Below are 22,430 nucleotides of genomic sequence, written 5' to 3' on the forward strand. Positions count from 1 at the left end.
CGATCCAGCGAACCCGATCCACGCGGTCCTCCGGGCCCGAACCCACGCGCCCCGTGTGAGCGGTAGGGATGCCTGCGCCTCATCGCATCCATCTCCCATTCCGACTTATTCGGAGCCTGTCTCTCGGCAGTGCCCGTATCCCAAAAGATTCGAGGTGCCAGGTAGGTGCGACGGCCCGTCGCACCCTAGAACCCCAACCGTGGGAGGAGTCGAACCCGAAAGTAAAAACCCCTTCGACACGAAACGGGCAACCCATCGGAGGTTGCCACATCGCATTGCCCGGATCTCAAGAGAGCCGCGGCGCCAGGTAGGTGCGACGGCCCGTCGCACCCTAGAGCCCCAACCGTGGAAGGAGTCGAACCCGAAAGTAAAAACCTCTTCGACGCGAAACGGGCAACCCATCGGAGGTTGCTACATCGCATTACCCGGATCCCAAGAGAGACGCGGCGCCAGGTAGGTGCGACGGCCCGTCGCACCATAGGACCCCAGCCGTGGAAGGTGTCCAGCCCGAAAGAACAAACCCGTTCGAAACGGGCAACCCATCGGAGGTTGCCACATCGCATTACCCGGATCCCAAGAGAGCCTCGGTGCCAGGTAGGTGCGACGGCCCGTCGCACCCTAGAACCCCAACCGTGGAAGGAGTCGAACCCGAAAGTAAAAACCTCTTCGACACGAAACGGGCAACCCATCGGAGGTTGCCACACCGCATTGCCCGGATCTCAAGAGAGACGCGGCGCCAGGTAGGTGCGACGGCCCGTCGCACCCTAGAACCCCAACCGTAGAAGGTGTCCAGCCCGAAAGAACGAACCCGTTCGAAGCGAGCAACCCATCGGAGGTTGCCACGCGGCAGTGCCGCATCCCAAAAGAATCGCGGTACCAGGCAGATATGACGGCCCGTCGCCCGCGAAGACCCCGAACTTTTCCCAATCACGATCGACCCCATCATCTGAGGGACTTTGGCTCATAGAGAGGAACGCAGCGCATGACCAACGGAAAGAAAACCAACATTCAAGCGATCTACCCCCTTTCGCCCATGCAGAAGGGCATTTTATTCCACGCGTTGCGGGAGGAGGGCTCCGACGCCTACTTCATGCAGCTTCACGGGGAACTGGCCGGTCGGTTGGATCCCGAGGCCTTTCGCGAGGCCTGGCTCCAGGTGGTCATGCGCCACGACGTGTTCCGCACCCTGTTCGTGTGGAAGGATCGCGACGAACCGATCCAGGTGGTGCTGGCCCGGATCAAACTGCCCTGGAGGGTGTTGGATTGGCGCGACCTGGATGCTCCGGAGCGCGACGCCCGCTTGGCCTCGTTTCTTCAGGAAGACCGTCGCGAGGGCCTGAAACTCGACAAGGCCCCGCTGATGCGCATGACGCTGATTCGCACGGCCGATGACCGTCACTGGTTCGTGTGGAGCACCCACCACATCCTGCTCGACGCCTGGTGCAAGAAATTGGTGCTGAACGAGGTGGCCACCACCTACGGCGCGCTGGTGCGCGGCCGGGAACCGCAACTTCCCTCGGTGCCGCCCTACCAGTCCTACATTCGCTGGTTGAAGCGCCAGGACCTCGATCGGGCCGAGGGGTTTTGGCGCTCCTGCCTCGACGGGTTCGGCGCCCCGACGCGCCTGCCGCGGGACACGACCGACTGGGTTGCCCGGGGCGGGGTCGATCGCGATGCGGCCGAGCGCTACGGCGCCAGAGAGTTTCGTCTCTCCGGTGACCACACCGACCGTTTGGTGGAACTGGCGCGTGCCCACCGGCTGACCGTCAACACCCTGGTCCAGGCCTGCTGGGCCGCCACCTTGCACGCTTTCGGTGGCGACCGCGACCTGGTGTTCGGCGTCACCCTTTCCGGCCGGCCCGAGGAGTTGCCCGGCGTGGCCTCCATGATCGGGCTCTTCATCAATACCTTGCCGATGCGCATCGCCTATCGCGGTGACCGCTCCTTGCGCGACTGGATGGATGAGATCCAGGCGCGTCAAATGGATTTGACCCGGTATGGCTACACCCCGCTTTTCGAGATCCAGGGTTGGAGCAAGCGGTCGGCGGGGAGTCCGCTGTTCGAAAGCATCCTCATCTTCCAGAACTACCCGCGCGAAGCCGAGGAGCCCGGTCCGGAAATCGCGCCTTCCGAGCACGACGTGGCGCTTTCGGGGATCGACGTCACCGGGACCGCGGCCTATCCGCTCTCGCTGACCGCCTCGCTGCGACGCGAGCTGTCGCTACAACTGAATTTTGATCGCGATCAATTCCGCCAAAACACCGTCGATCGGATGGTTACCTTGTTGGAGCGGTTGCTGAACGGTCTGGAAACCGCCTTCGAGGAAGGGCTCGATCGATGGATTGCGCGGGCTGCCACGCCCGTCACCGTCGATGCGGTGCTGCGCGACGATCTGGTGCGCCGGTTGGATGGCGAACCGGGCATCGCCGATGCGGCCATCGCGTTGATGTGCGACGGCGAGGAACGGACCCGGGCACTGGCCTACGTGGTGCCCAACGGGGCCTTGGACCTGCAGGCCCTGCGGACTCGGTGGCTCGAGGCCAATCCCGAATTGCGTGAATTTCTGGGAGCGATCGTGCCGGTGACCGCGATTCCCCTGACCGCGGAGGGTCGGGTGGATCTGGGCGCCCTGCGCGGCATGGCCCATTGGGAAGCGTGCGACTTGGATCACTGGCAAGGCCAGGCCGCCAAGATCGACGGTGTGCGTGACGCGGCCGTGGTGATTGCCGAGGAGCGTCCCAAGTTGGCGCGCCTCCACCTGGACGATCTGCTGCCCTCCGAGGCGCGTCGCCAGGCCGAGGCAGCCCAATCTGCGACGCCCGAACGGGACGGGGCGGAAGCGGGCGAGGGTGCCGCGCGCGAGTTGGCACTGGCCGACGGCGGCCCTCTGCAGCTCGAAGGCGACGAGCCCGCCACTTTGTCCGCCGCCTTTTTGCGGACGGCGCGGCTACACGGCGAACAAGCCATCATCCACGCCTTCTCCGACGGCACCGAATCCGTGCAGAGCTATCGTTCGCTGTTCGACGAGGCCTGCCGCGTGCTGGGTGGCCTACAGGCCCAAGGGCTGGGTCCCAAGGATCGCGTGGTGCTGCAGATCGTCGATCCTCCTCGTTATTTCGCCACCTTCTGGGCCTGCATTCTTGGCGGTATCCAACCGGTGACGGTGGCCATCCCGCCGGCCTACACCAAGGACCACGCCTTGGTGCAGAAGCTCCACAACGCCTGGCTGTTGCTGGCGCGGCCGACGATTCTTGCTTCGGCCGGCCTGGTCGAGCCCTTGGACGCGCTGCGCGATCAATTCGACATGGCCGACCTGGCCGTGATCGACGTGGACGCCCTGGCCGATCACGCGCCCAGCGAGCGCTTCCACGAGCCCGCCCCCGACGACACCGCCTTTTTCCAGTTGACCTCGGGCAGTACCGGCACGCCCAAGTGCATCCAGGAGCGCCACAAGAGCATCGTGGCTCACATTCTCGGTTCCAAGCAGCACAATCGCTACGTGCCCGGCGATCGCTTCATGAACTGGCTGCCCATGGACCACATCGGCTCCATTCTCAAGTACCACACCGGCGTGCTCTACGGCGGCTACACCCAGGTCCAGGCCGCCACCGACCTGGTTCTCACGGATCCGCTCCAGTGGCTCGATCTCATGGCGCGCCACAAGGTCACCCACAGTTGGTCGGCCAATTTCGGGTTCAAACTGGTGGTGACGCACCTGCGCAACCATCCAGAGCGGACCTGGGACCTGGCCCATCTCAAGTTCCTGCTCAACGCCGGCGAACAAGTCACCATGCCGGTCCTGCGCGATTTCCTGGAGTTGGTCGCCCCTTTCGGCATCGGACCCAAGGTGTTCCAGCCGGCGTTCGGCATGGCCGAAACCTGCACCGGCATCAGTTACCAGACCGATTTCGCGCTGGATTCCGGCGTGGCCCGCGTGGATAAAGGTTCCCTGGGCGGTGCCCTGCGCTTCCACGACCCTCGGGCGGACGAGGATCCCGCGACGATCGCCCACTTCGTGTCGCTCGGTCCGCCGATTCCCGGCGTCAAGCTGCGCATCGTCGACAACGACGGGGCGCTGGTGCCCGAGGGCGTGATCGGGCGTTTTCAGGTCCTCGGCGACATGGTGCATCCCGGCTACCTCAACAACGAGGAAGCCAACCGCGAGGCCTTCCTGGGCGACGGCTGGTTCAATACCGGTGACCTGGGGTTCATTCGCGACAAGCAGTTGTTCATTACGGGTCGCGAAAAAGAAACGATCGTCATCAACGGTGCCAATTTCTATTGCTATGAGATCGAGGAGTTGGTGAACGACGTGGACGGGGTGGAACCGACCTTTTCCGGTGCCTCTGCCGTGGTGGTCCCGCCCAACGACCAGGAGGAACTGGCGATTTTCTTCGTACCCGAGCCCGGCTGCGAGGATTTTGGCCTCGTGGAGCGGATTCGGGCCAAGGTGGCCGCGGCGATGGGCTTGTCGGCGACCTACGTGGTGCCGATGACACGCGACGATTTCCCCAAGACCACCAGCGGCAAGATCCAACGCGGGCAATTGCGCAAGCGCTTCGAAAGCGGCGCTTTCGCGGATATCCTCAAGCAGGTCGACCTGCATCTGGGCAATGCCCGAACCCTGCCCAACTGGTTCTATCGGCCCCTGTGGCGGCGCGACGATCGGCTCGGCCCGGTCGCTGCCGACGGGCGGACCTTGGCCCTGTTTCACGACGGCGACGAGGCGGGTCGTCGCCTGGAATCGATGGATTTCGGCTTCGACCGGACCCTGGTCGTCGTCAGCGGTTCCCATTTCGAGCGAATCGACGCGTACCGCTTCCAGGTGGACCCCGCCGATCCGGCGCAATGGGCCGAATTGTTCGACCAATTGCATGCGGACCATTTGGTCCCCGATAAAATGTGCTGCGCCTGGTTGCTGGGTGATCATTCGTTGGATCGGCGTGTCGCGCGGTGGTTGCCGCTGCTGCAAACCCTGGGGCGGCGCGCGGAGCCCCGGTCGCTGCACCTTCAGTGGTTGTCGCTGGGGGCCCAGGCCGTTCTTGCCGGCGAGAGTGGCGATCCCGACAGCGCCGCCATCCGCAGCCTGCTCGCGACCGCGGCCGGCGAGGTCTCCGAATTGACGGCCAGTTCGGTGGATGTGGACCGCCTGGATGGCGATGGCATGGTCTCGGTGGTGGCGGAAGTATCGCGCGGTGAGGTCCGCGATGTGGCCTGGCGCGACGGAATGCGTTACAGCTTGACCTTGTCCCACGCGGCGCCGAACACGATGAAGCGGCGTCCCCTGCCGCTCCGCCCGAACGCGATGGTGCTGGTGAGCGGTGGTCTGGGCGGTATCGGGACCCGATTGGCGAACTTCCTGGTCGAGCGCCTTGGCCTCAGGCTGCTGCTGATCGGGCGAACGCCGCTGGAGGCACTCTCCGACGAACGGCGCCAGGACTGGGCGGTCCTGAGTGGTCGATCCCAAACGGTGGCCTACGAGGCCGTCGACATCACCGATCGCGACGTCCTGGCCGACGCCGTGGCCCGCTGGGAACGGATCTGGTCGTGCCGGCTCGACGCCGTGTTCCACCTCGCCGGTGCCTCCGGTGAGTGTCCGCTCGCGGAAGAGACTCCCGCCCATTTTCAGGCGACGCTGGCCGCCAAGGTGCAGGGCGCACGGGTGCTCCACGACCTGCTTCGCGATCGGCCCGAAGCTCTTTGGGTCGCGTTCAGTTCCGTCAACGGTCATTTCGGCGGCAATCGCTACGGGGCCTATGCCACCGCCTGTGGGTTCCTCGACGCCTTCGCGGCCTGGCGCCGCGCCCAGGGTTTCGCCAACAGCCATACCCTGGCCTGGACCCAGTGGCACGAGTTGGGGATGAGTGCCGGTTTCCGTTTCACCGAGGCCGCGCGTGCGCGCGGTTTCCTTCCGTTGGATCCCGAAGAGGGCATGCACTCGCTCCTGGCGGCCTTGTGCCGCGAGCCGGGCTTGCAGTTGATCGGTCTCGATCACGGCAATCCGCAGCTCGGTGGCGCGGTCGCCGCACCGATTCGTGCCCTGCAAACGGTGCGGGGGTTCTACGAAGGCGATGCCGCGGCAATGATGACCCTGAATCGCCTATACGTCTGCAACGCTTTCGGTTCGCCGGTGCCCTGCACCTGGCGCAGGGTGGAGACGCTGACGCGCGATGCCGAGGGCCTGCCCGATGTGGCCCACCTCATGGCCCTGGATCGGGAAGGGGCCCAGAAGCAGGCCTACCTGGCGCCGCGCACCGATCTGGAGAAGGAACTCGCCGCGATCTGGCAAGAGCTGCTGCAAGTGGCCAAGGTCGGCGTGCACGACCACTTCTTCGAGCTGGGTGGCCATTCGATCACGGCGACCCAGTTGGTACTGCGAATTCGCAAGGCGCTCGGTCTGGAGATGAGCATCCAGCAGTTGTTCGACGCGCCGACCGTCGCCCAACTGGCCGTGGTATTGGGTGGCGAACCGATAGAGACGCACGACGGAGAGCGCGTCGTCGCTGCGCCGTTCGAGTCCGACCTGCAGCTCGATCCGACCATCACCGCGGAAGGTTGCGAGGGGGCGTCCGAACAACCGCGTCGCCTTTTGCTCACCGGAGCCACCGGGTTCGTGGGCGCCTTCCTGCTGGATCGACTGCTGCGCGAGCCGGATGTGGACCTGTGGTGTCCCGTTCGGGCCACCGACCCAGCGGCCGCCCGGGCCCGTCTCGACGAAAGCCTGGCGCGCTACCGCATCGACTTGGGCGCGCGGCGCGCGCGGGTCCACGTGGTGGTCGGCGATCTGGAGCAACCGCGATTGGGTCTGTCCGAGGCGGCATGGACCGAGCTGGCCGAGAACCTCGATGCGATCTACCACAACGGCGCGCGTGTCAACTTCGTGCTGCCCTACAGCGCCTTACGCGCGGCCAATGTGACCGGAACGGTCGAGATCCTGCGCCTGGCCACCACCATTCGCCTCAAGCCCGTGCACTACGTGTCCACCCTGAGTGCGATTCCCGCCGAACTCCACGCGGATCGGCCCTTCCCCGAGGAGGGCGAAGCCCGTGCCGCTCACGGCGACATGAACGGCTACGAGCGATCCAAGTGGGTGGCCGAGGCCCTGGTCGGCCAGTCCATGTCGCGCGGCCTGCCCGCCACGATCCTGCGTCTGGGCCGGGTCAGCGGCCACTCCGTCAGTGGTGCTTGCGCCAGCGACGACATGATGGTGCGCCTGATCCAGGGATCGGTCATGGCCGGTGTGGCGCCGCGCGTGCCGCTCTCGTTGCAGATGGCGCCGGTCGATTTCATCTGCGGTGCGATGGTCGCCTTGACCCGCGACGACACCTGTTTCGGCAAGGCGTTCCACCTTTTCAACCGGCACGGCGCCGACCTGGACACCTTGTTCGACGTGGCGCGCGAAGCGGGCTTCGCCATCGAAAAGGTGGCGCCGGATCGTTGGCGCGAGCGGGTCGTCGCCCTGGCCGCCGCCTCGCCCGACAATCCCCTGTTCCCGCTGCTGGCCTCGCTGGTGCCCGGCGAGAGCGCCGGTGGGGGCACGGATCGGACGGGTGGGAACGCACCCTCGGGCGAGCCCTACGCCGACACCCGAACCCGCGCGGCCCTGGCGGCCGCGGGCATCACTTATCCGCCCGTCGACGCCGATTTGCTTCGGGCCTATTTCCGTTATTTCCGCGAGGCCGGGTTGTTGATCCCGCCGAACGCAACCTGAACCGTCCATCAACGATACGAGGCCGAACCCGCCTCGCGAAAGCGCCCGACGGGCGTGTTTCATCAGGGAGTGACCGCTCATGCACCACATCGAAGAACCCCAGATCGCCCAAGAGCTCGACGAGCGCGTGCTGGACTACCACCGCGAACTCTGCCCGGCGAGCGCCGATTACATCCAATTCATGTGTGCCGACCCGGCGCGGCTCGACGGCCGCCGCTACCGCATCGCACGCTACGAGGACCAACTGGCGCACCTGGTGCTCCAGTTCTGGCCGACCTTGGTGGGGAGCCGGTTCCGCGATCGATTGGCGCACGTGTCGACCGGTTTGAAGAAGTTGTTCTGTGCGGTGCCGGAGCGGGTGTTTCAGATGGATGCGACCCGAATCTCGGACTATTTCCGCGAGAACCCGGACTTCGTGCGGGACATGGTGTTGCCGGGCATGAAACAGGTCGATGGCGTGGTCGCGAGAGGTGATTTCCTCGATACCGAGGACGGATTGAAGTGCATCGAAATAAACCTGGGCGGGAACCTCGGTGGATTCGACGGCCGCATCATGGCCAACGCCTTTCTGCGGGACCCCCTGTTCCTCCAGTTCTGCCGTGAGTACGGCCACCGGCTCGAGTTCCGCGATCCGGTGATGTTGGCGGCGCGTCATATTCTCGAGGACACGCGGGCCCGGATCCCGCTTCACGACCGCGAGCTGAACATCTGTGCCTATTCCGCCGACTACAGTCCGGCCTTGGGCATGCTGTACGACCAAATGTTGAACGAGCCCTATCAACGTCTGCTGAAGGCTCTTCCCGGCAACTGGAAAGGTAGCTTCCGGACGGCCGAATACCGCAACCTGCGCCATCAGGACGGCGCGCTCCATTTGGGAAGCATGCGCATCCACGCGGCCTGGGAGTTCACCGACACGATGGTCACGCCGTCGGTCGTGTTCGAGAACTTCCTGAGAGGGCGCAACACCCTGTACAACGGGCCGGCGGGCATGCTGCTCTCCAACAAGTTCAACATCGCCGCGTTGTCGGAGAACGAGCACGGCACCATGTTCGACGAGGCCGAGCGGACCTTGATCCAGAATCACATACCCTGGACGCGTAAGGTCAAGAAGGGCGCGAGCAGCTACCGCGGCGAGCCGATCGATTTACCCGCGTTCATCGGCGCGCGGCGCGAGTCGTTCGTGTTGAAGCCGGTGGCCGAGCACAGCGCCAAGGGTGTGACGGTGGGGCGGTTCAGCACGACGGACACGTGGGCGACCACGTTGCGGAAGGCCTTGGACGAAGGCAACTGGATCGTGCAGGAGACGGTGACGCCGCGGCAACTCTACTACTATCACGAGGGGACCTGCATTCCCCACGCGGTCAACTGGGGTCCCTTCATCTTCGGCGGCACCTTCGGCGGCATGTTCATGCGGGTCCAGCCGGCGATGTTCGACAAGCCGATTTCGCGCGGGTGCGGCGCTTCGGAAGGGATCATGTTCGAGGTGGCCGAGTGAGTCCACAAAAACTGTCCACTAAAAACACGAAAAAACACGAAAAAGCAGATCCCGGCAGGGTCGGTTCCTTCCCGCGGTGGACTGCGAACGACCTATGTTTTTTGTCCACGAATCACACGGACTGACACGGATAAATAGGACCCATGGACGCCACACGGCAGATACTCTGGGGAGAGTCTGAACTTAAAATCAAACGTATCAAGTGCTTATGCAGATTTAGTTGTCATTTTGAATTATATGGGTTTGTGTTCCGTTCCGTGGCCAACAAAGCAATCGGCCTCGAACGGAATGACTGTGTTTGTATTCGTGTGGATCTGTGTGATCCGTGGACAAGTCGTCAACTGCCGTGCGTGACGAGTCGGCAGGCAGGAACCAAACCCGTCGGCCCTTTGGGCAAGGTTCAAGTAATCAGATCTAACATACTGAAAAACAACAGAATGGGTTCCGGAAATCCATCGAGAAAGCCATCGCCTCACTGGGCAGGCCATGCAGGAAGTTACCATTTTGTGTTTTTGTCCACGAAAGACACGAAAAGACACGAAAAACCTCATGAGTAGCTTCCTAGATCTCAGAGGTAACCTACTGAGAAACAACAGAACAGACTCCAGAAATCCATCGAGAAAGCCATCGCCTCACTGGGCAGGCAATGCAGGAAGTATCCATTTCGTGTTTTTTCGTGTTTTTAGTGGACAAAAAACGCGCGCCCCTTGCGAGGCGCGCGTCGATTCATCCGATCGTGACCGGGATTATTCGTAGTTCGCTTCCAGCGTCAAACCGGAGTAGGAGCGGTAGGCGCGGATGCTGAGGTACCAGGTACCGGCAGTGGGGTTGGTGAACTCGCACTGCTCGTTGTTGCCGTTGCGGTAGGGACGACAGTCGTAGCTGCTGGTGGTGGGTTGCTGGCCGTATCTCACGTAGAGATCGGCGTCGCCGCTGCCGCCCGAAATGCTGACGACCAGGCTGCTGGCGCACTCGGGCACTTCGAAGCGGTAGTGTTCCCAGCTACCGCGGCTGTCACTGATGTTGGACACGGAGCCGCCATCGGCGCAGTCACCGCCGGTGTCTTCGTCGAAAGAGGCCGTCAGGGTCAGGCCAGCGAACGAGCTGTAGGCGTAGATGCCCACGTGCCAGACGCCGGAATCGGGGGTGTCGAAAGTGCAGGTCTCGTTGCTGGAAGACGACCAGGAACGGCAGTCGAACTGGCTGCGGCTGGGCTCGCTGCCGCGGCGGATGTACATGTCCGCATCGGGATCGTTGCCGCGCAGGGCGAACGTCAGGTTGGTGGCACCGGCGGGAACTTGGATGGTGTAGCGCAGCCAGGTTCCGGTGCCGGCGCTCAGGCCGCTGACGGGCACGCCGTTCTGCAGCTCGTCGCCGCCACCGCCGCCGCCGTCGGTGACGGTGACGCTCGCGGAGTGCGTATCGCTGGCACCGTCGTCGTCGGTGACCGTCAGGGTCACGGTGTAGGTGCCCGCCGAAGCGTAGGTGTGGTTGGGGTTGGTGGCGCTGGAAGTGCCGCCGTCGCCGAAGTTCCAGGAACGGGAGGCGATGGTGCCGTCCGAATCGGAGCTGGTGTCGGTGAAGCTGGCGGTCAGGCCGCTGGTGGCGCTGGTGAAGCCGGCCGAGGGCGGGTTGTTTTCGCCGCCACCGCCGCAGGTGGTGAGGCAGGAGGCGCCGCTGACGCGATTGCGGATCAGGTTGCCGGGAACCGGGCCGAAGCCGGTGGTCAGGTCGATGCCGGCCGAGGTGAGGTGGCAGTAGCTCATGACGGTGCCGCCGGAAGAGGGCGGTGCCGGACCGGGCGAGCAGTTGCCTTCGGGGGTGTAGCAGTTGTCCAGCGCACCGCCGGGCCAGGAGCAGCTATGGGTGTGGGGCGAGCCCAGGTTGTGACCCATTTCGTGGGCGACGACGCCGACGGTCCAGGAGTAGTTGGGCAGGTTGCTGTAGCTGCTGCCGATGTTGCTGTAGGCGTAGCCGTAGTTGCTGTTGCAGAGCACGTTGACCCAGGCGACGCCGCCGAGGCCGCTGCCGCCGCGTGCCAGCAGGTGGGCCAGGTCGGAGTTGTGGTTCGTGCCCTGGAACTGGTTCAGCGCCTGGGAGGAAGAGGAACGCGAGTAGCTGTCACGGGTCGTCCAGACTTTGGTTTCCTTGATGGTGGTGGTGATCTGTTCGTTTTGGTAGATGGCCGCCACCACGTTGTACATGCCGGTGACCCAGTTCAGGGTTTGGTTCACGTTGCTGCCACGCTCTTGGTACAGCGCGTAGTCGCACTCCAGGTAGACCTGGACGCAGTTGTCCACCAGGGCCGTGCGGTTCTCATTGGCGAGAATCTCGGCGACTTCCTCGTGGTAGTTGGGGCCTTCCTGGGCACCGCAGATGAAGACCTGGTTGTCGGTCAGGTCGCCCGTCTTGTAGAAGACGTGGCGGTCGACGCGCAGATCGTCGCGGTAGGGGCCGAGCACCATGTCGCCGTCTTCCGGCGTGTGAATCACGGCCATGACCTTGTCTTCGTAGAGACTGATGGCGACCATGGTGTCTTCGCGACCGTCGACGATGCCGCGGTAGTGCACGCCATCCACGTAGTCCACGAGGGCGCCCTCGGAAGTGGTGGCCACGAAGTCGTCGCTGAGTACTTTCGCGCGTACCAGATCGAGCGACAATTCGCGAGCCATCTTGTTTTCGGTGGCCGGCAGCGGAAGCTGCAGGCGCAGGTGTTCGGGACCCTCTTCGACGAGGGCGGCGAGCTGGTCGTGGTCCGGCGACAGCCAGCGCGCATCGGCCACGGGTGCCCGTTTACCCCAATGTAGGGGATGAGATTGATCGGAATCTGCGGAGAGGGGGGACGCGACGGGGAATTCGGTACCTGCGTCGTATTTGTGCGTCACCTTTTCGGCGACGCTGAGAAGTTCGCCCGCGGATGCGAACGGCAATTGAACGAAAAAGAAAATCGAACACACAAAACTCATGAAAGCAAGCCTCATGGAGTTCCTCCAACTTGTGATGTCTCTGCTTCAGTTCTGCACAATGCCCTCTGTGCGCGGTCACCGAGGAGCGGGATCGCGCAAGCGACAAAAATACCCAGTCGATGCGGTCCGGCATCGAAGGCACGATCTAATAAGGGCTGGTATGTGACTGAATCGATGGAAATGAGTAACCAGGACGGAGCATTTGAAGGATCGTAGATATCGAACGACCGGCCAGCATTCGGTCGTCAACCTGAAATGGATCGTGTGATGAATGTAAGAACCTGGACGTGGCGATGAGCGATGGAAATGACCTGATTGGTGCGACCCGCCAGCGATGGGTCGTCGAAAACAAGGGTTCAGGAAGTGACTGATCCTTGGTGAGGATCATACACAGCCCGCCCGACGGTCCAAAGTTCCAATCATTGAAAGCTTGTGAATATCACAAAATTAACAAAACTTTTGCTTGCGAAAAGGTGTGTTTTGGGCGTGGTTGACGCAAGAAGGCCGCGACAATCCCGGTGTCACCCAAGGAATCGCGGCCTTTTGAAGGGGGTTTCGGACCCCGCGGGGCCTCCCGCGTGGCGAACGAGAGGTCCCCAAATGTGATGCCTGTCGCAGCCGACGCGGGCTGGAAACGTCTTGCGAGGTGCCGAATCAATCGCCTTCGGGCAGGCTGTACGTGAACGTATAGGAGTGGGCACCCTTGTCGATGTGGATCAGGAAGGTGCCGGACAGCCCTTTCAGCGCACCGGTTGCGGAATCGGGCACCACGGTGATGTCTTGGGATTGGCCGCCGCCGCTCATGGTGGCGCTGTGTTGGAGCACGAAGCTGCCTTCGCGGCCGTGCAGTGTGCCGGTGATGCGTTCCATGGCCACGTAACCGGCGGAACCCTTGACCTGGGTGATGGCGCTGACCATCAGGCCCCAACTGGTGGCTTCGAGATCGCCCGACAGCGTTTTGTCGATGACCATGGTGCCGACCGTGGTGTCGCCTTCGCCGTGTTCCAGGGGCTGCGGTGTCAGTTTCACTTCGAACGTTCCGGTCGCTTCTCTTGTCATGTCGGTTCCTTTCTTGGTGGGCTTGGTGTCCTGTGCCGAGAGGAAGGCGCAGGTCACCAGCATGAGGGCGATGCCCAGTGATTTGCGGTACATATGAATCCTTTCGGAAGGGGTCGAACAGCGGAGCGGCACGGTCGCTGCCGGGTTCGAACGGCTGAAGATCGTGTCTAAAAGCATGCTACCATTTCGGTTGTCGCTCAGCGTACCGGAACGGAAGAGGTTGTGGCGAATCAGACGGATTCGCCGCGGTTTTCGGGAAGGTCACGACCCGCGCAGCGGGTGATTCAAGGAGGGGTTCGATGTCTCCCCACATTCTGGAAGTGTACCGACGCCAGGCGCGCAACAACGCCCTGTGCAATTTGCGCCTCTTTCGGGCCTGCAAGGCGCTGACCCCGGAAGCCTATCTGGCTCCGCGCGCTTCGTTCTTCGGCTCCATCCACAACACGCTGGATCACATTCTCCTGGTGGACGAGCGCTACCTGCTCCGCCTGGCCGGCGTGGTTCCCGGGCCGGCTCGCGCCGAAGGATCGCTTTACCTCGATCTGGAATCGTTGCGTGAAGCGCGTCACCGGGTCGATCGCGAAATCTGGGACCGAGTGACAGCCTCGACCGAAGCCGATCTATCGAAGCCGGCGGTGCTGGTGGACGATCATGGCCAGACCGTCAGGGAACCGCGGCTCATCGTGTGGGAGCACCTGTTTCACCACCAGGTCCATCACCGCGGTCAGGTTCACGGGCTATTGTCCCAGACGTCGGTGGCACCGCCCCAACTTGACGAATTCTTCCTGGGCATCGATCACCAGCGCCGTGTGGCCGACTTGGCCGAGTTACGGGACCTGGGTTTTTCCGACATCGCGAAAGCGTGAAACGCGAGTGTGATGCACCATTTCGGTAATGGTTGACATAACGATTGTCGTTTCCGAATCGGTGCCAATGGCAATGGCCCGCCGGGGTGAACGACCCGCTCGGCCTGCCGGGCTCCGCTCCTCCGAGAGGCCGCTCAGTCCAGGTTCAATCGCCAGTGGCAATCGTGGACGCCATCCTCGTAGAAATCCATCAACCTGCCACAAGTGACGAAACCCGCCGCCTCCAGGCGCGGACCCACCGCCGGAATGTCCGAAGGGAAGCTGCAGAAGACGACGCGCGCCTTCCATTCCCGCGCCTTGTTGATCGCCTTTTTGAGGTTTTTTTCGGTAAACATGCTGCCGTCTTCGGTGTATTGCCAGTCCAGGCCATAGGCGTCCTGGGTTTCGGGAATTTCGGAAATCCCCGTCAATCGCGCTCCTGGCACCACACCGTATTCCGTTTCCTCGCCCTCTTCCGCGGAGGGATCCTGCTCTGCGGGCAGCGGTGGAAGACCTTCCGGGTCGGCGCTTTCGTGTCCGGTCGCCTCCATACGGTGTTCTTCGGGGCAGGCCGGGCGTTCCTGCACGGGTTCCAGTGCGCGCGCGTAATAGAGCATCGCTTCGCCGGGGCGGTAGAAGTCGCGGTGGGTCAATTCGGGCTCGAAACCCAGCGATTCGTAGAACCGCCGCGCGTCGGCGTAGACGTCGCCGTCCTCCGGGTCGCGGTAATCGCTGGTGGTCAAAAAGATCTTGCGGGCGCCGCGCTGCTGGAGGCGCTCGAACAGGCAGTCCAGCATTTTGCGTCCCCAACCGCGCGACCGGTAATCTTCGTCCAGGTAGGTCCAGGATAACCAGTAGGTTCGGTCGCTGGCCTCGACTTCGTTGAAACCCGTGGTGCCGACGATGTCGCCATCCACCTCGAGCACGAATTTATTGCGCAGACCCATGGTCTTGTAGGTTTGTCGGGCGACTTCGGCGTCGTCTTCGTCGTGGTCCTCGATGATGACCAGGACTTCTTCGACATCGGCACCTTTCATATTTCGGAACTTCCAGTCCGCGGCGTCGTGAACCTCTTTGCTCACATGGTTTCCTTTCCGGCAGCGTGCCCGGTGCAGTGATCGGGCCGCACCCGTTGGGGCTCACGGCGGTTCCTGCTAGGATGCGCGTCGTGGCGCCCCCTTGGAATGAGGCATCGGGCGGGCGGGAACGCCAATCGCCGTGACATCTGGCGGGATGTTCGTGACCACCAGAGAATTGGCGGCGATCATGGCGCCGTCGCCCACGGTCACCGGGCCGAGGATTTTCGCACCGGCTCCGATGAACACGTCGTTGCCGATACAGGGCGCACCCTCTCTGCCCGGACTCATGCCCAGGGTGACATCGTGCATCATACCGCATCGCTCACCGATTTCGGCAGCGGGATGAATTTTGATGTTGCCGGCGTGAATCAGGTGCAGCCCTTCGCCGATTTTGGCCCGTCGATCGATCTCGATACCGTTGACGATCCCGATCGAGAAAAACAGAAGCCCGTAGATTTTGCCGACGAACCAGCGCCAGGGCGGGAAGCGCCGCTCCAGGGTCCAAGCTCCGAAGCGGTAGATCGCGATGGCCCACCAGGCGGTGTTGCGCAAACGCGCACCGTGCAGGTGGTAATCCTCCCGCCAGGTACGCCACAATCCTTTGCCATTGCGGTGCTCACCCATTCAATAACTCGAAAACCTTGGCGGCGATGCCGCTGATGCTGGTGAAGGTCGGGTCGAACAGAACCTCGTCCGGCAGGCGCAGGTCGTAGCGCTCCTCGAGGAACGCCACGACTTCCACGGCGCCGGTGCTGTCGACGTAGCCTTCTTTCCACAGGTGGAGGTCGCGATTGAAATAGGTATCTTCCGCGGCCACGTGGAAGTGTTTACGGATATAGGTCTCCAAATCGAGGGAGATGGAGGCGGTCGTATGGCTCATGTGTGCTCCGGGAATCAGGAAAAAATCAAATCGAATGAAGTGGGTACGCGATAGCGACCCGCATGGATGAGACGATCCACAGCGGTCGGCTCGGTGTGGAACAGTTCGCAGAATCTTCGATGGAGATCGTCGCCCACCACGCCGCGATCGACCAGAGCGGCGAGCGTGCCCCCGACCTGGGTCGAATCGCCGATCTGGGCGCGCACCTTGGGTCGGTCGTAAATTTCTGCGGGGATGCGGTCACCCATGACCGCACGGGCCAGCGCACTCTTGGCGCCGTCACTTTCCAGCAAGGGTTCGGGGAGGGCAGTATACACTTCGGCACAATGGGCATAGGGCTGAAGCGTATCGCATCCAAAATGGTGAAAAATACCGACTTCGCGGTCACCGCTGTCCAAGCCCGCCACCAGGAATCGGCGCAGCCGGCCAGCTTTCAGGCGCGGCAACGGGTAATAGGTCTGGCCGCGGTAGGGGACCGGGCTGTAATCGGCGACCAATTCGTTCATGGTGTCGCCGGTCAGGAGGAGCGGGGGTTCGTCGTCCGAAGCGGTGTCCTGCAATATCCGCTCGCGAAGGTAGGCGCCGATGGCGGCGTTCACCAGGCCGCAATGGACGTTGAAATCGCGCCAATCCTGTCCGCGAACCAGCACCGGATCCAAGAGCGAGACCAGTTGGTCCGGTTCGAAATGGATTTCGTGGAGGGGGACGTCCAGGTGGCGCGCCAGACGCCGCGCGAAATGGAGATCTTCGCCCTCGCCCACCGTGCGGCCTTCGGCGCCCAGCGAGAAGGTGACGCCCTCGAACGGGCCCAGCCATTCGCGCGTCAGGACGGCGATGGTGCTGCTGTCCAACCCGCCGGAAAGGGTGACGAACAATCGGCGTCCGGTGCAAAGGGTGCGCAACCGTTCGAACGTATCTCCCAGCCCTTTGCGCACATCGCCGGCGAGGTGGGTCAGCGGCTGGGCCTCGCGGCCGCCGTAGGGCAGTCTGCTGTAGCGTTCCAGGCGCCAGGTGCGTTGCGCCACGTTCAGGTAGGCCCAATAACCGGAGGGGACGGACCAGATGCGCGCCAGCTCGATGCCCGCGTGAACCAGGTCCCAGAGGTAGTTGCCGCTGTGGACGTGACCCGCGTCATCCACGGCGAAAAACAGTTTATTGACGCCCAGTGGATCGCGCGCGAACCAATGGCCGCCCTGGTCGTCCCGCTGGTGGATGGCGAATTGGCCGCGAAGGCGATGCAGTATGGCGGAGGGATCCGCCGCCCCTGCCAAATCCAGTTGGTGGCACCAGTCGCCCGTGGTGGGATCTACGATGAAGTTGGTGACCGGTGCCTGTTGTCGTGGCGGGTCGCAACTCATGAACAGCACCCCGCCAGGACACGTCGAAAGATCGGCAGGGCCCGATTCAGCATATCGTCGTTGCAGGTCAGGGAAATGCGGAAATGACCGGGGTGGTGGAACAGGGTGGAGGGCACCACGAGCACGCCCTCGCGGGCCAACATGCTCGCGAAATGGAAGTCGTCGGTTTCCGGTGCCCGGGGGTACATGAAGAACGTGGCCTGATTGGTTTGCACCTCGTAACCCGCTTTGCGCAATTCGCCGAGAATCAAGTCGCGACGTTGGCGGATGCGCTCGAGATCGGGTGTCTCGTCCAACAATTCGCGGATGGCGATCTGCATCAGTGCCGTGGGCGTGCAGAACCCCATGATCCGGCACAGCCGCTCCATGATGTGGGCGTAGTGGTCGGCCCGCTCCATGCGGGGACTGACGGCCACGTAGCCGATGCGTTGACCCTGGATTTGCAGGCTCTTCCCGAAGGAGTAGACGATGCAGGTGTTGTCGTAGAACTCGGCCGGCGAGCAAAAGGCTTCCGGTTCCAACAGGATGCCGCGGTGACACTCGTCGGAGACCAGCACCGGTCGGGTGGGGCTCTCGTCGAGGATCCGTGCCAACTGGCGCAGTTCGTCGGCATGGTAGATCAGGCCGGTGGGGTTGGCCGGTTGGGACAGGATGATGCCCTGTACCTGGTCGTCCAACGCCTCGCGAATGGCCTCCAGGTCCAACCGCATGGTGTCCCGGCACAGCGGTACGAACACCGGTTCCAGACCCAGGTTCGCGAGGTACAGGGGGTAGTCGAACCAGCACGGCGTAATGACCACGACCTTGCTTCGGTAGCTCTTGCGCGACATGGAGCGGAAAACCAGGTTGAGCGCGGCCATGGAGCCCGGGGTCAACACGATCTGGCGCCAGTGAAAATTCAGTCGATGGCTCTTGCCCAGGTGCTGGGCGACCAGGCGCCGGGTGATGGTATTGCCGCCGTAGGGCGTGTATTGGAGGTTGAGTCGGTTCTGGGCTTCGAGCGCGGTGCGCATGGCGTTGACCGCCTGGGGAATCGGGCCGTCGTAGGGATTGGCGTACGCGAGATCGCAAAATTGGCGGCCGACCTTCTGAATGGTTTCCAATCGAAGGGACTCGAACCGCTCTTGTGCATCCAGGTAGTGCAGGACGTCTTCTTCGAGGAATCTTCTCATGGGTGCACCTGCTCTCGAGCGATCTTCCCCGTTGCGGTGCGGGGGAAGCTGGCGTGAACTTGGAGTTTGGCCGGCACCATGTAGCGCGGCATATGGCCTTTGCAGTAGGCCAACAGATCCCGGGGCTGAAAGGCCTCGGGATCGCGCGGCACCACGTGCAACACCAGGCGAACGCTCCCATCGCGCTCGGTTTGCGGCTTCGCGATGGCCTCGTGGGCCAACCCCGAGGCGTAGGCGATCTCTTCCACTTCTTCGGGGTTCAGCCTGAAGCCGTTTATTTTGAGCATTTTGTCGCCACGGCCCACGAAGGTGAAGTAACCCGCCGCATCGCGCCTGACGCGATCTCCCGAGTGCACCATGCGTGTGCCGGCGCGGTCGCTGAAGGGATCCGGTCGAAAGGTGGCGGCGGTTGCCCGCGGATTGTTCCAGTAGCCCATGGCCACGGTCGGCCCCGAGTGGACCAGCTCGCCGATCTCGTCGGGCCCGCAGGCATCACCCTGGGGGGCGAGAACTTCGAGTCGGGTTTCGGGAATCGCGATGCCCATCGAGGTGGGCCGGAGATCCAACTCCTCGGGAGGCAAATAACTGGATCGAAAGGCTTCGGTGAGGCCGTACATGAGGAATATTCGGGTGTGCGGTAGCCGCTGGCGGATTTGGTCGAGGACCGAGACGGGGAAGGCACCGCCCGTGTTGGTCAAGTAGCGAAGATGGGGAAAGTCCATGGTGCGAAACGGGGAGAAGCGGCCGACCAGTTGTAGCCAGAGCGGCGGCACGCCCGCCAGACCCGTGATGCGATGCGCGATCAGGGTGCGACAGATTTCGGCCGGCAGACCGGTGCGTTCCAAAACCAAGGTCGCGCCTCGGTAGACGCTGGTCAGCAGTTGGTTGAGCCCGTAATCGAAATTGAAGGGCAGCACGCTGAGAATGCGTTCCTCGGATGAGAGTTCCAGATACCGGGCCACGATGCGGGTCCCAGCCTCCAGATTGTCGTGCGACAGGCAAATGCCCTTGGGTTTTCCGGTCGAGCCGGAAGTGTAGAGAACGATCGCCGGATCGCCGCCTTCGATCTGCGGTGGTTCGTCGAAATGGCTCGGAGCCGCTTCGAGCTGTTCGGGAACGAGCAATACGTGTCCGTGAATGGATTCGGGCTTCAGGCGCGCCAATCGACGGGGTTCCGTGACGAAAAACTGGCAACCGCTGTCGTGTCCGATATGGGTCACCTGTGCGTCGCGCAGCTCCGGAAAAAGCGGGACCGCCACACCGCCGGCCAGCCAGGTGCCGTACAGCGCCGCGACCAGGGCGACCGACTTGTCCAAAAAGAGGCAGACCCGATCGCCGAACTGTAATCCGTTCTTTTGCAGGGAGGCGGCATAAGCGGCCGCCATCTGGTCGAGCCGTCGGTAATCGACGATGCTCGTGCCGTCGACAATCGCCGGATGGTGCGGCTTTTCCAGCCCCATTCGACGCAAGTGTGCCGTGGTTCGACTTATGAGAATGGGCAAATTTTCCAATTCCTAAACCTCTGAGCAATGCCGATAAATGATGGGAGAGAGAAACTATCGAGGGGCCTGTGCGAGATTTAATGAGAGCGTGTAGAATAGGGAAAATTCAAATTTTTACAACTGCTGTACCTGTGCAGGGTAGCACTTATTTGTTGGTGGACGCAATGGTGAGTTCGGGATGTCTATGAATAAACTTGAAATTTTTTCTGTGGCGAATGTCACGCTTTCGAGACCTCTCATGAAAAATAAGCGTGAAACACCACCGTTTTGGCTCAGGAAATTTCCTAAACGCGGAATTGGCGAAGAATCGCGTCTCGATGGGGAATCTTTGGGCACCCGTCATTGGGCCGGGCTTCAGGGGTTCGCGCCCGATTGGCTGCTGGATCCAGCCCGTTCCTTGCCTTGTCGCTGACGTCGTACTTCGTAGCGTTGGTACAACGCCTGGCCTTTCTCTTCCTGGCCGGTGGCCTTATAGACGGCGTAGAGCCGGTAGAACAGCATGTTGGGCGACACCCACAGAAAGCGGTCGGCCCGTTCCAGGTGGTGTTGGCAGCTTTGGGCCTCGCGGGCTTCCCAGGCTTGCAATCCGGCGCGGTAGTGGTAGTGGCCCAACCCGTCTTTGACCACCGCGGCCCATAGAAGAACGATCAAACCCGCCGCCGCCCATCCGGATCGGAATCGTTTGGAAAGGAGCTGGGGCACCCAAACTATCGTCAGCCATCCCAGACACATACCCATGCAAAATGCGAGGAAGATGCCGATCCCGTAGAGCTCCGAATAGATCAACCCGACCGCGGCGGTCATGGCCCAGAATCCCAGTTCGACGGCCAGTGGCACCGGTTCGAGACCGTCGGGTAGGGCGCGCTTCTGCGGTTCTCGATTCTCCTTGGCGGGCGAACTCATGCTGAGCGCGTCGGTGGGACAGGCCGCCACACAGGACATGCACCCGGTACAGCCGATCGCGGCCACGTGGAAACGCGTGTTGACCATGCGCGAGACATCGAGGTCCATGGGACAGGCCGTGCTGCAATTACCGCAAGCCGTGCAGTCTCCGGTCCGCCGGACCTTGTAGCGGGCGGCGCGCTGCCCCAATCCGAAAAGGACGCCCCATGGGCACAGTGTTCGGCAGAATACGCGTCTTCCCAAAAAAAGAGGCATGATCGCCAATACCATTAATAATGTAAGAGAGCCTTGGAGCCAGCCTGGCAATAATTCCCACGGCTCGGTCAATGTCAAATCTATCGAAACCGGCGGAAGTGTGCGCGTCCATCGATTGGCGATCGCCTCCCAAGCGAAATACCAGATAAGCACGAAGCCGGCGGCGAGCGGGCCGAATCGCAACGGGAATCCGCGCATGCGAATGCCCAGTTTGTGGTAGAGCGATTCCAGCAGGTCGTAGCTCAACCCGATGTGACAGATCCAGCCGCAGAACCAGCGACCCCAGACCAGGGTCAACCCCAAAAAGGTGAGGAAGAACAGGCCGCCGGCGGTGAGCACGTTGCGTTCGATGAAATTGCGGAAGAGCTCCTGCATGTCGATGGCGCCGATGTGGTGCCAGCCGCGCGCATACCACAACCACAGATGCAGTCCGATGAGTCCGTGGACCACGCCGAAGGCCACCAGCCGGCGCCACGTCAGGCGGCGCATCCTGATGGAAATCGGCGTACGCGGGGAAGAGGGTTCGGCGGCGTGTTCGGCAAGAGGTCGGGTCATGGGGCAATCCTCGACATGGCGGGGTGGCGCGCGTATGCCGCGCAACGATCGGATCGATGGACCGCCGATCGTGGGGGTATCGAACGCGACGTGAATCGGAAATGGATTTTTTCCCAATCTGCGGTCACGGTGAGTTTTCGCCACGGAGGAAACGGAAATTAGACGCTGTTCGCGCTGTGTTTTATGGATTTATGTGCTCGTTTCCCTCTGTGGTTCCTGTCCGCGGTGGTTTGGAAGGACCTTGGTTTGCAGAACGATTTGACGGGACACGTTCCCGACTCGCGTCGAGCTACCATTAAATCACGAAACTTTCGGATGGCCGCGCTCTTTAGCCCAACCAGCGGTGGGTAGGGTCCGGTGCCACGTCCCATGACCCGTGGTTTCGGTTAGGATCGGCTCGGGCGAGGAGACCGATCTGCCGTGCCGGCACCGGAGATCCGGCTCATCGCACCGGGCTCCTCATGGGTGCTGCGGCATCCGGTCTTTCAACCACCACAAATTCAAGCGGGAAGGCATTCTTGTCGTATGATTGGAAGATCTCCCCCCTCAAAGACTCAATGGTTTCGATCATCTCGATGTTGCCGCTTCTCGGCAGGGCTCCTCGTGCTAGAATGTCCGGCCGCTCTGCCATACCTGGCGTGGCTGTAAAT

The 22,430-nt window shown here is 62.4% G+C and carries 12 protein-coding genes; 3 read left to right on the plus strand and 9 right to left on the minus strand.

Annotation, left to right across the window (positions count from 1 at the left end):
* The first annotated feature begins 982 nt into the window (after positions 1–982).
* Positions 983–7,711, plus strand: a complete 6,729-nt coding sequence (locus tag J3U87_RS22560) for a thioester reductase domain-containing protein (RefSeq protein WP_237378033.1) — start codon at positions 983–985, stop codon at positions 7,709–7,711.
* Positions 7,712–7,790: 79 nt separating this feature from the next.
* Positions 7,791–9,206 carry a hypothetical protein gene (locus J3U87_RS22565; RefSeq protein ID WP_237378034.1) on the plus strand — a complete coding sequence of 472 codons (1,416 nt, stop codon included), beginning with the start codon at positions 7,791–7,793 and terminating at the stop codon, positions 9,204–9,206.
* A 746-nt stretch (positions 9,207–9,952) separates the two neighbouring features.
* Here the strand turns inward: J3U87_RS22565 and J3U87_RS22570 are convergent.
* Both J3U87_RS22570 and J3U87_RS22575 read right to left on the minus strand, forming a co-directional pair.
* Positions 9,953–12,172, minus strand: coding sequence for a pre-peptidase C-terminal domain-containing protein (locus tag J3U87_RS22570; protein WP_237378035.1), 2,220 nt, complete (start codon positions 12,170–12,172; stop codon positions 9,953–9,955).
* 654 nt (positions 12,173–12,826) lie between these two features.
* A complete protein-coding gene (locus J3U87_RS22575) occupies positions 12,827–13,231 on the minus strand; it encodes a DUF3224 domain-containing protein (RefSeq protein ID WP_420038316.1) in 405 nt (134 codons plus the stop codon).
* 299 nt (positions 13,232–13,530) lie between these two features.
* Here J3U87_RS22575 and J3U87_RS22580 point away from each other — a divergent pair, with 299 nt between their 5' ends.
* Complete coding sequence (locus tag J3U87_RS22580) at positions 13,531–14,097, plus strand: DinB family protein (protein ID WP_237378037.1); 567 nt, start codon at positions 13,531–13,533, stop codon at positions 14,095–14,097.
* 134 nt (positions 14,098–14,231) lie between these two features.
* Here J3U87_RS22580 and J3U87_RS22585 read toward each other — a convergent pair whose 3' ends face one another.
* The 7 genes from J3U87_RS22585 to J3U87_RS22615 form a co-directional block, all read right to left on the minus strand.
* Complete coding sequence (locus J3U87_RS22585) at positions 14,232–15,158, minus strand: GNAT family N-acetyltransferase (RefSeq protein ID WP_237378038.1); 927 nt, start codon at positions 15,156–15,158, stop codon at positions 14,232–14,234.
* A gap of 72 nt (positions 15,159–15,230) precedes the next feature.
* Positions 15,231–15,779 carry a serine O-acetyltransferase gene (locus tag J3U87_RS22590; protein WP_237378039.1) on the minus strand — a complete coding sequence of 183 codons (549 nt, stop codon included), beginning with the start codon at positions 15,777–15,779 and terminating at the stop codon, positions 15,231–15,233.
* A complete protein-coding gene (locus tag J3U87_RS22595; protein WP_237378040.1) occupies positions 15,772–16,035 on the minus strand; it encodes an acyl carrier protein in 264 nt (87 codons plus the stop codon). Before J3U87_RS22595 ends, J3U87_RS22590 begins: the two co-directional genes overlap by 8 nt.
* Before the next feature lie 14 nt (positions 16,036–16,049).
* Positions 16,050–17,393 (minus strand): asparagine synthase-related protein, encoded by a 1,344-nt coding sequence (locus J3U87_RS22600; RefSeq protein ID WP_237378041.1) that lies wholly within the window; start codon positions 17,391–17,393, stop codon positions 16,050–16,052.
* Entirely contained in the window at positions 17,390–18,565 is a 1,176-nt protein-coding gene (locus J3U87_RS22605; protein ID WP_237378042.1) for an aminotransferase class I/II-fold pyridoxal phosphate-dependent enzyme, read from the minus strand. Before J3U87_RS22605 ends, J3U87_RS22600 begins: the two co-directional genes overlap by 4 nt.
* Positions 18,562–20,067, minus strand: a complete 1,506-nt coding sequence (locus J3U87_RS22610) for an AMP-binding protein (RefSeq protein ID WP_237378043.1) — start codon at positions 20,065–20,067, stop codon at positions 18,562–18,564. Before J3U87_RS22610 ends, J3U87_RS22605 begins: the two co-directional genes overlap by 4 nt.
* A gap of 354 nt (positions 20,068–20,421) precedes the next feature.
* A complete protein-coding gene (locus J3U87_RS22615; protein WP_237378044.1) occupies positions 20,422–21,780 on the minus strand; it encodes a 4Fe-4S binding protein in 1,359 nt (452 codons plus the stop codon).
* Between the last annotated feature and the right edge of the window lie 650 nt (positions 21,781–22,430).

This window comes from Sulfidibacter corallicola, assembly GCF_017498545.1.
In the GTDB taxonomy this organism is placed as follows: domain Bacteria; phylum Acidobacteriota; class Holophagae; order Acanthopleuribacterales; family Acanthopleuribacteraceae; genus Sulfidibacter; species Sulfidibacter corallicola.

Excerpts from the sequence above, each read along its gene's own strand:
- J3U87_RS22605 (WP_237378042.1), bottom strand. The coding sequence starts at position 18,565 with ATGAGAAGATTCCTCGAAGAAGACGTCCTGCACTACCTGGATGCACAA.
- J3U87_RS22595 (WP_237378040.1), bottom strand. The coding sequence starts at position 16,035 with ATGAGCCATACGACCGCCTCCATCTCCCTCGATTTGGAGACCTATATC.
- J3U87_RS22615 (WP_237378044.1), bottom strand. The coding sequence starts at position 21,780 with ATGACCCGACCTCTTGCCGAACACGCCGCCGAACCCTCTTCCCCGCGT.
- J3U87_RS22590 (WP_237378039.1), bottom strand. The coding sequence starts at position 15,779 with ATGGGTGAGCACCGCAATGGCAAAGGATTGTGGCGTACCTGGCGGGAG.
- J3U87_RS22600 (WP_237378041.1), bottom strand. The coding sequence starts at position 17,393 with ATGAGTTGCGACCCGCCACGACAACAGGCACCGGTCACCAACTTCATC.
- J3U87_RS22560 (WP_237378033.1), top strand. The coding sequence starts at position 983 with ATGACCAACGGAAAGAAAACCAACATTCAAGCGATCTACCCCCTTTCG.
- J3U87_RS22565 (WP_237378034.1), top strand. The coding sequence starts at position 7,791 with ATGCACCACATCGAAGAACCCCAGATCGCCCAAGAGCTCGACGAGCGC.
- J3U87_RS22575 (WP_420038316.1), bottom strand. The coding sequence starts at position 13,231 with ATGACAAGAGAAGCGACCGGAACGTTCGAAGTGAAACTGACACCGCAG.
- J3U87_RS22570 (WP_237378035.1), bottom strand. The coding sequence starts at position 12,172 with ATGAGTTTTGTGTGTTCGATTTTCTTTTTCGTTCAATTGCCGTTCGCA.
- J3U87_RS22580 (WP_237378037.1), top strand. The coding sequence starts at position 13,531 with ATGTCTCCCCACATTCTGGAAGTGTACCGACGCCAGGCGCGCAACAAC.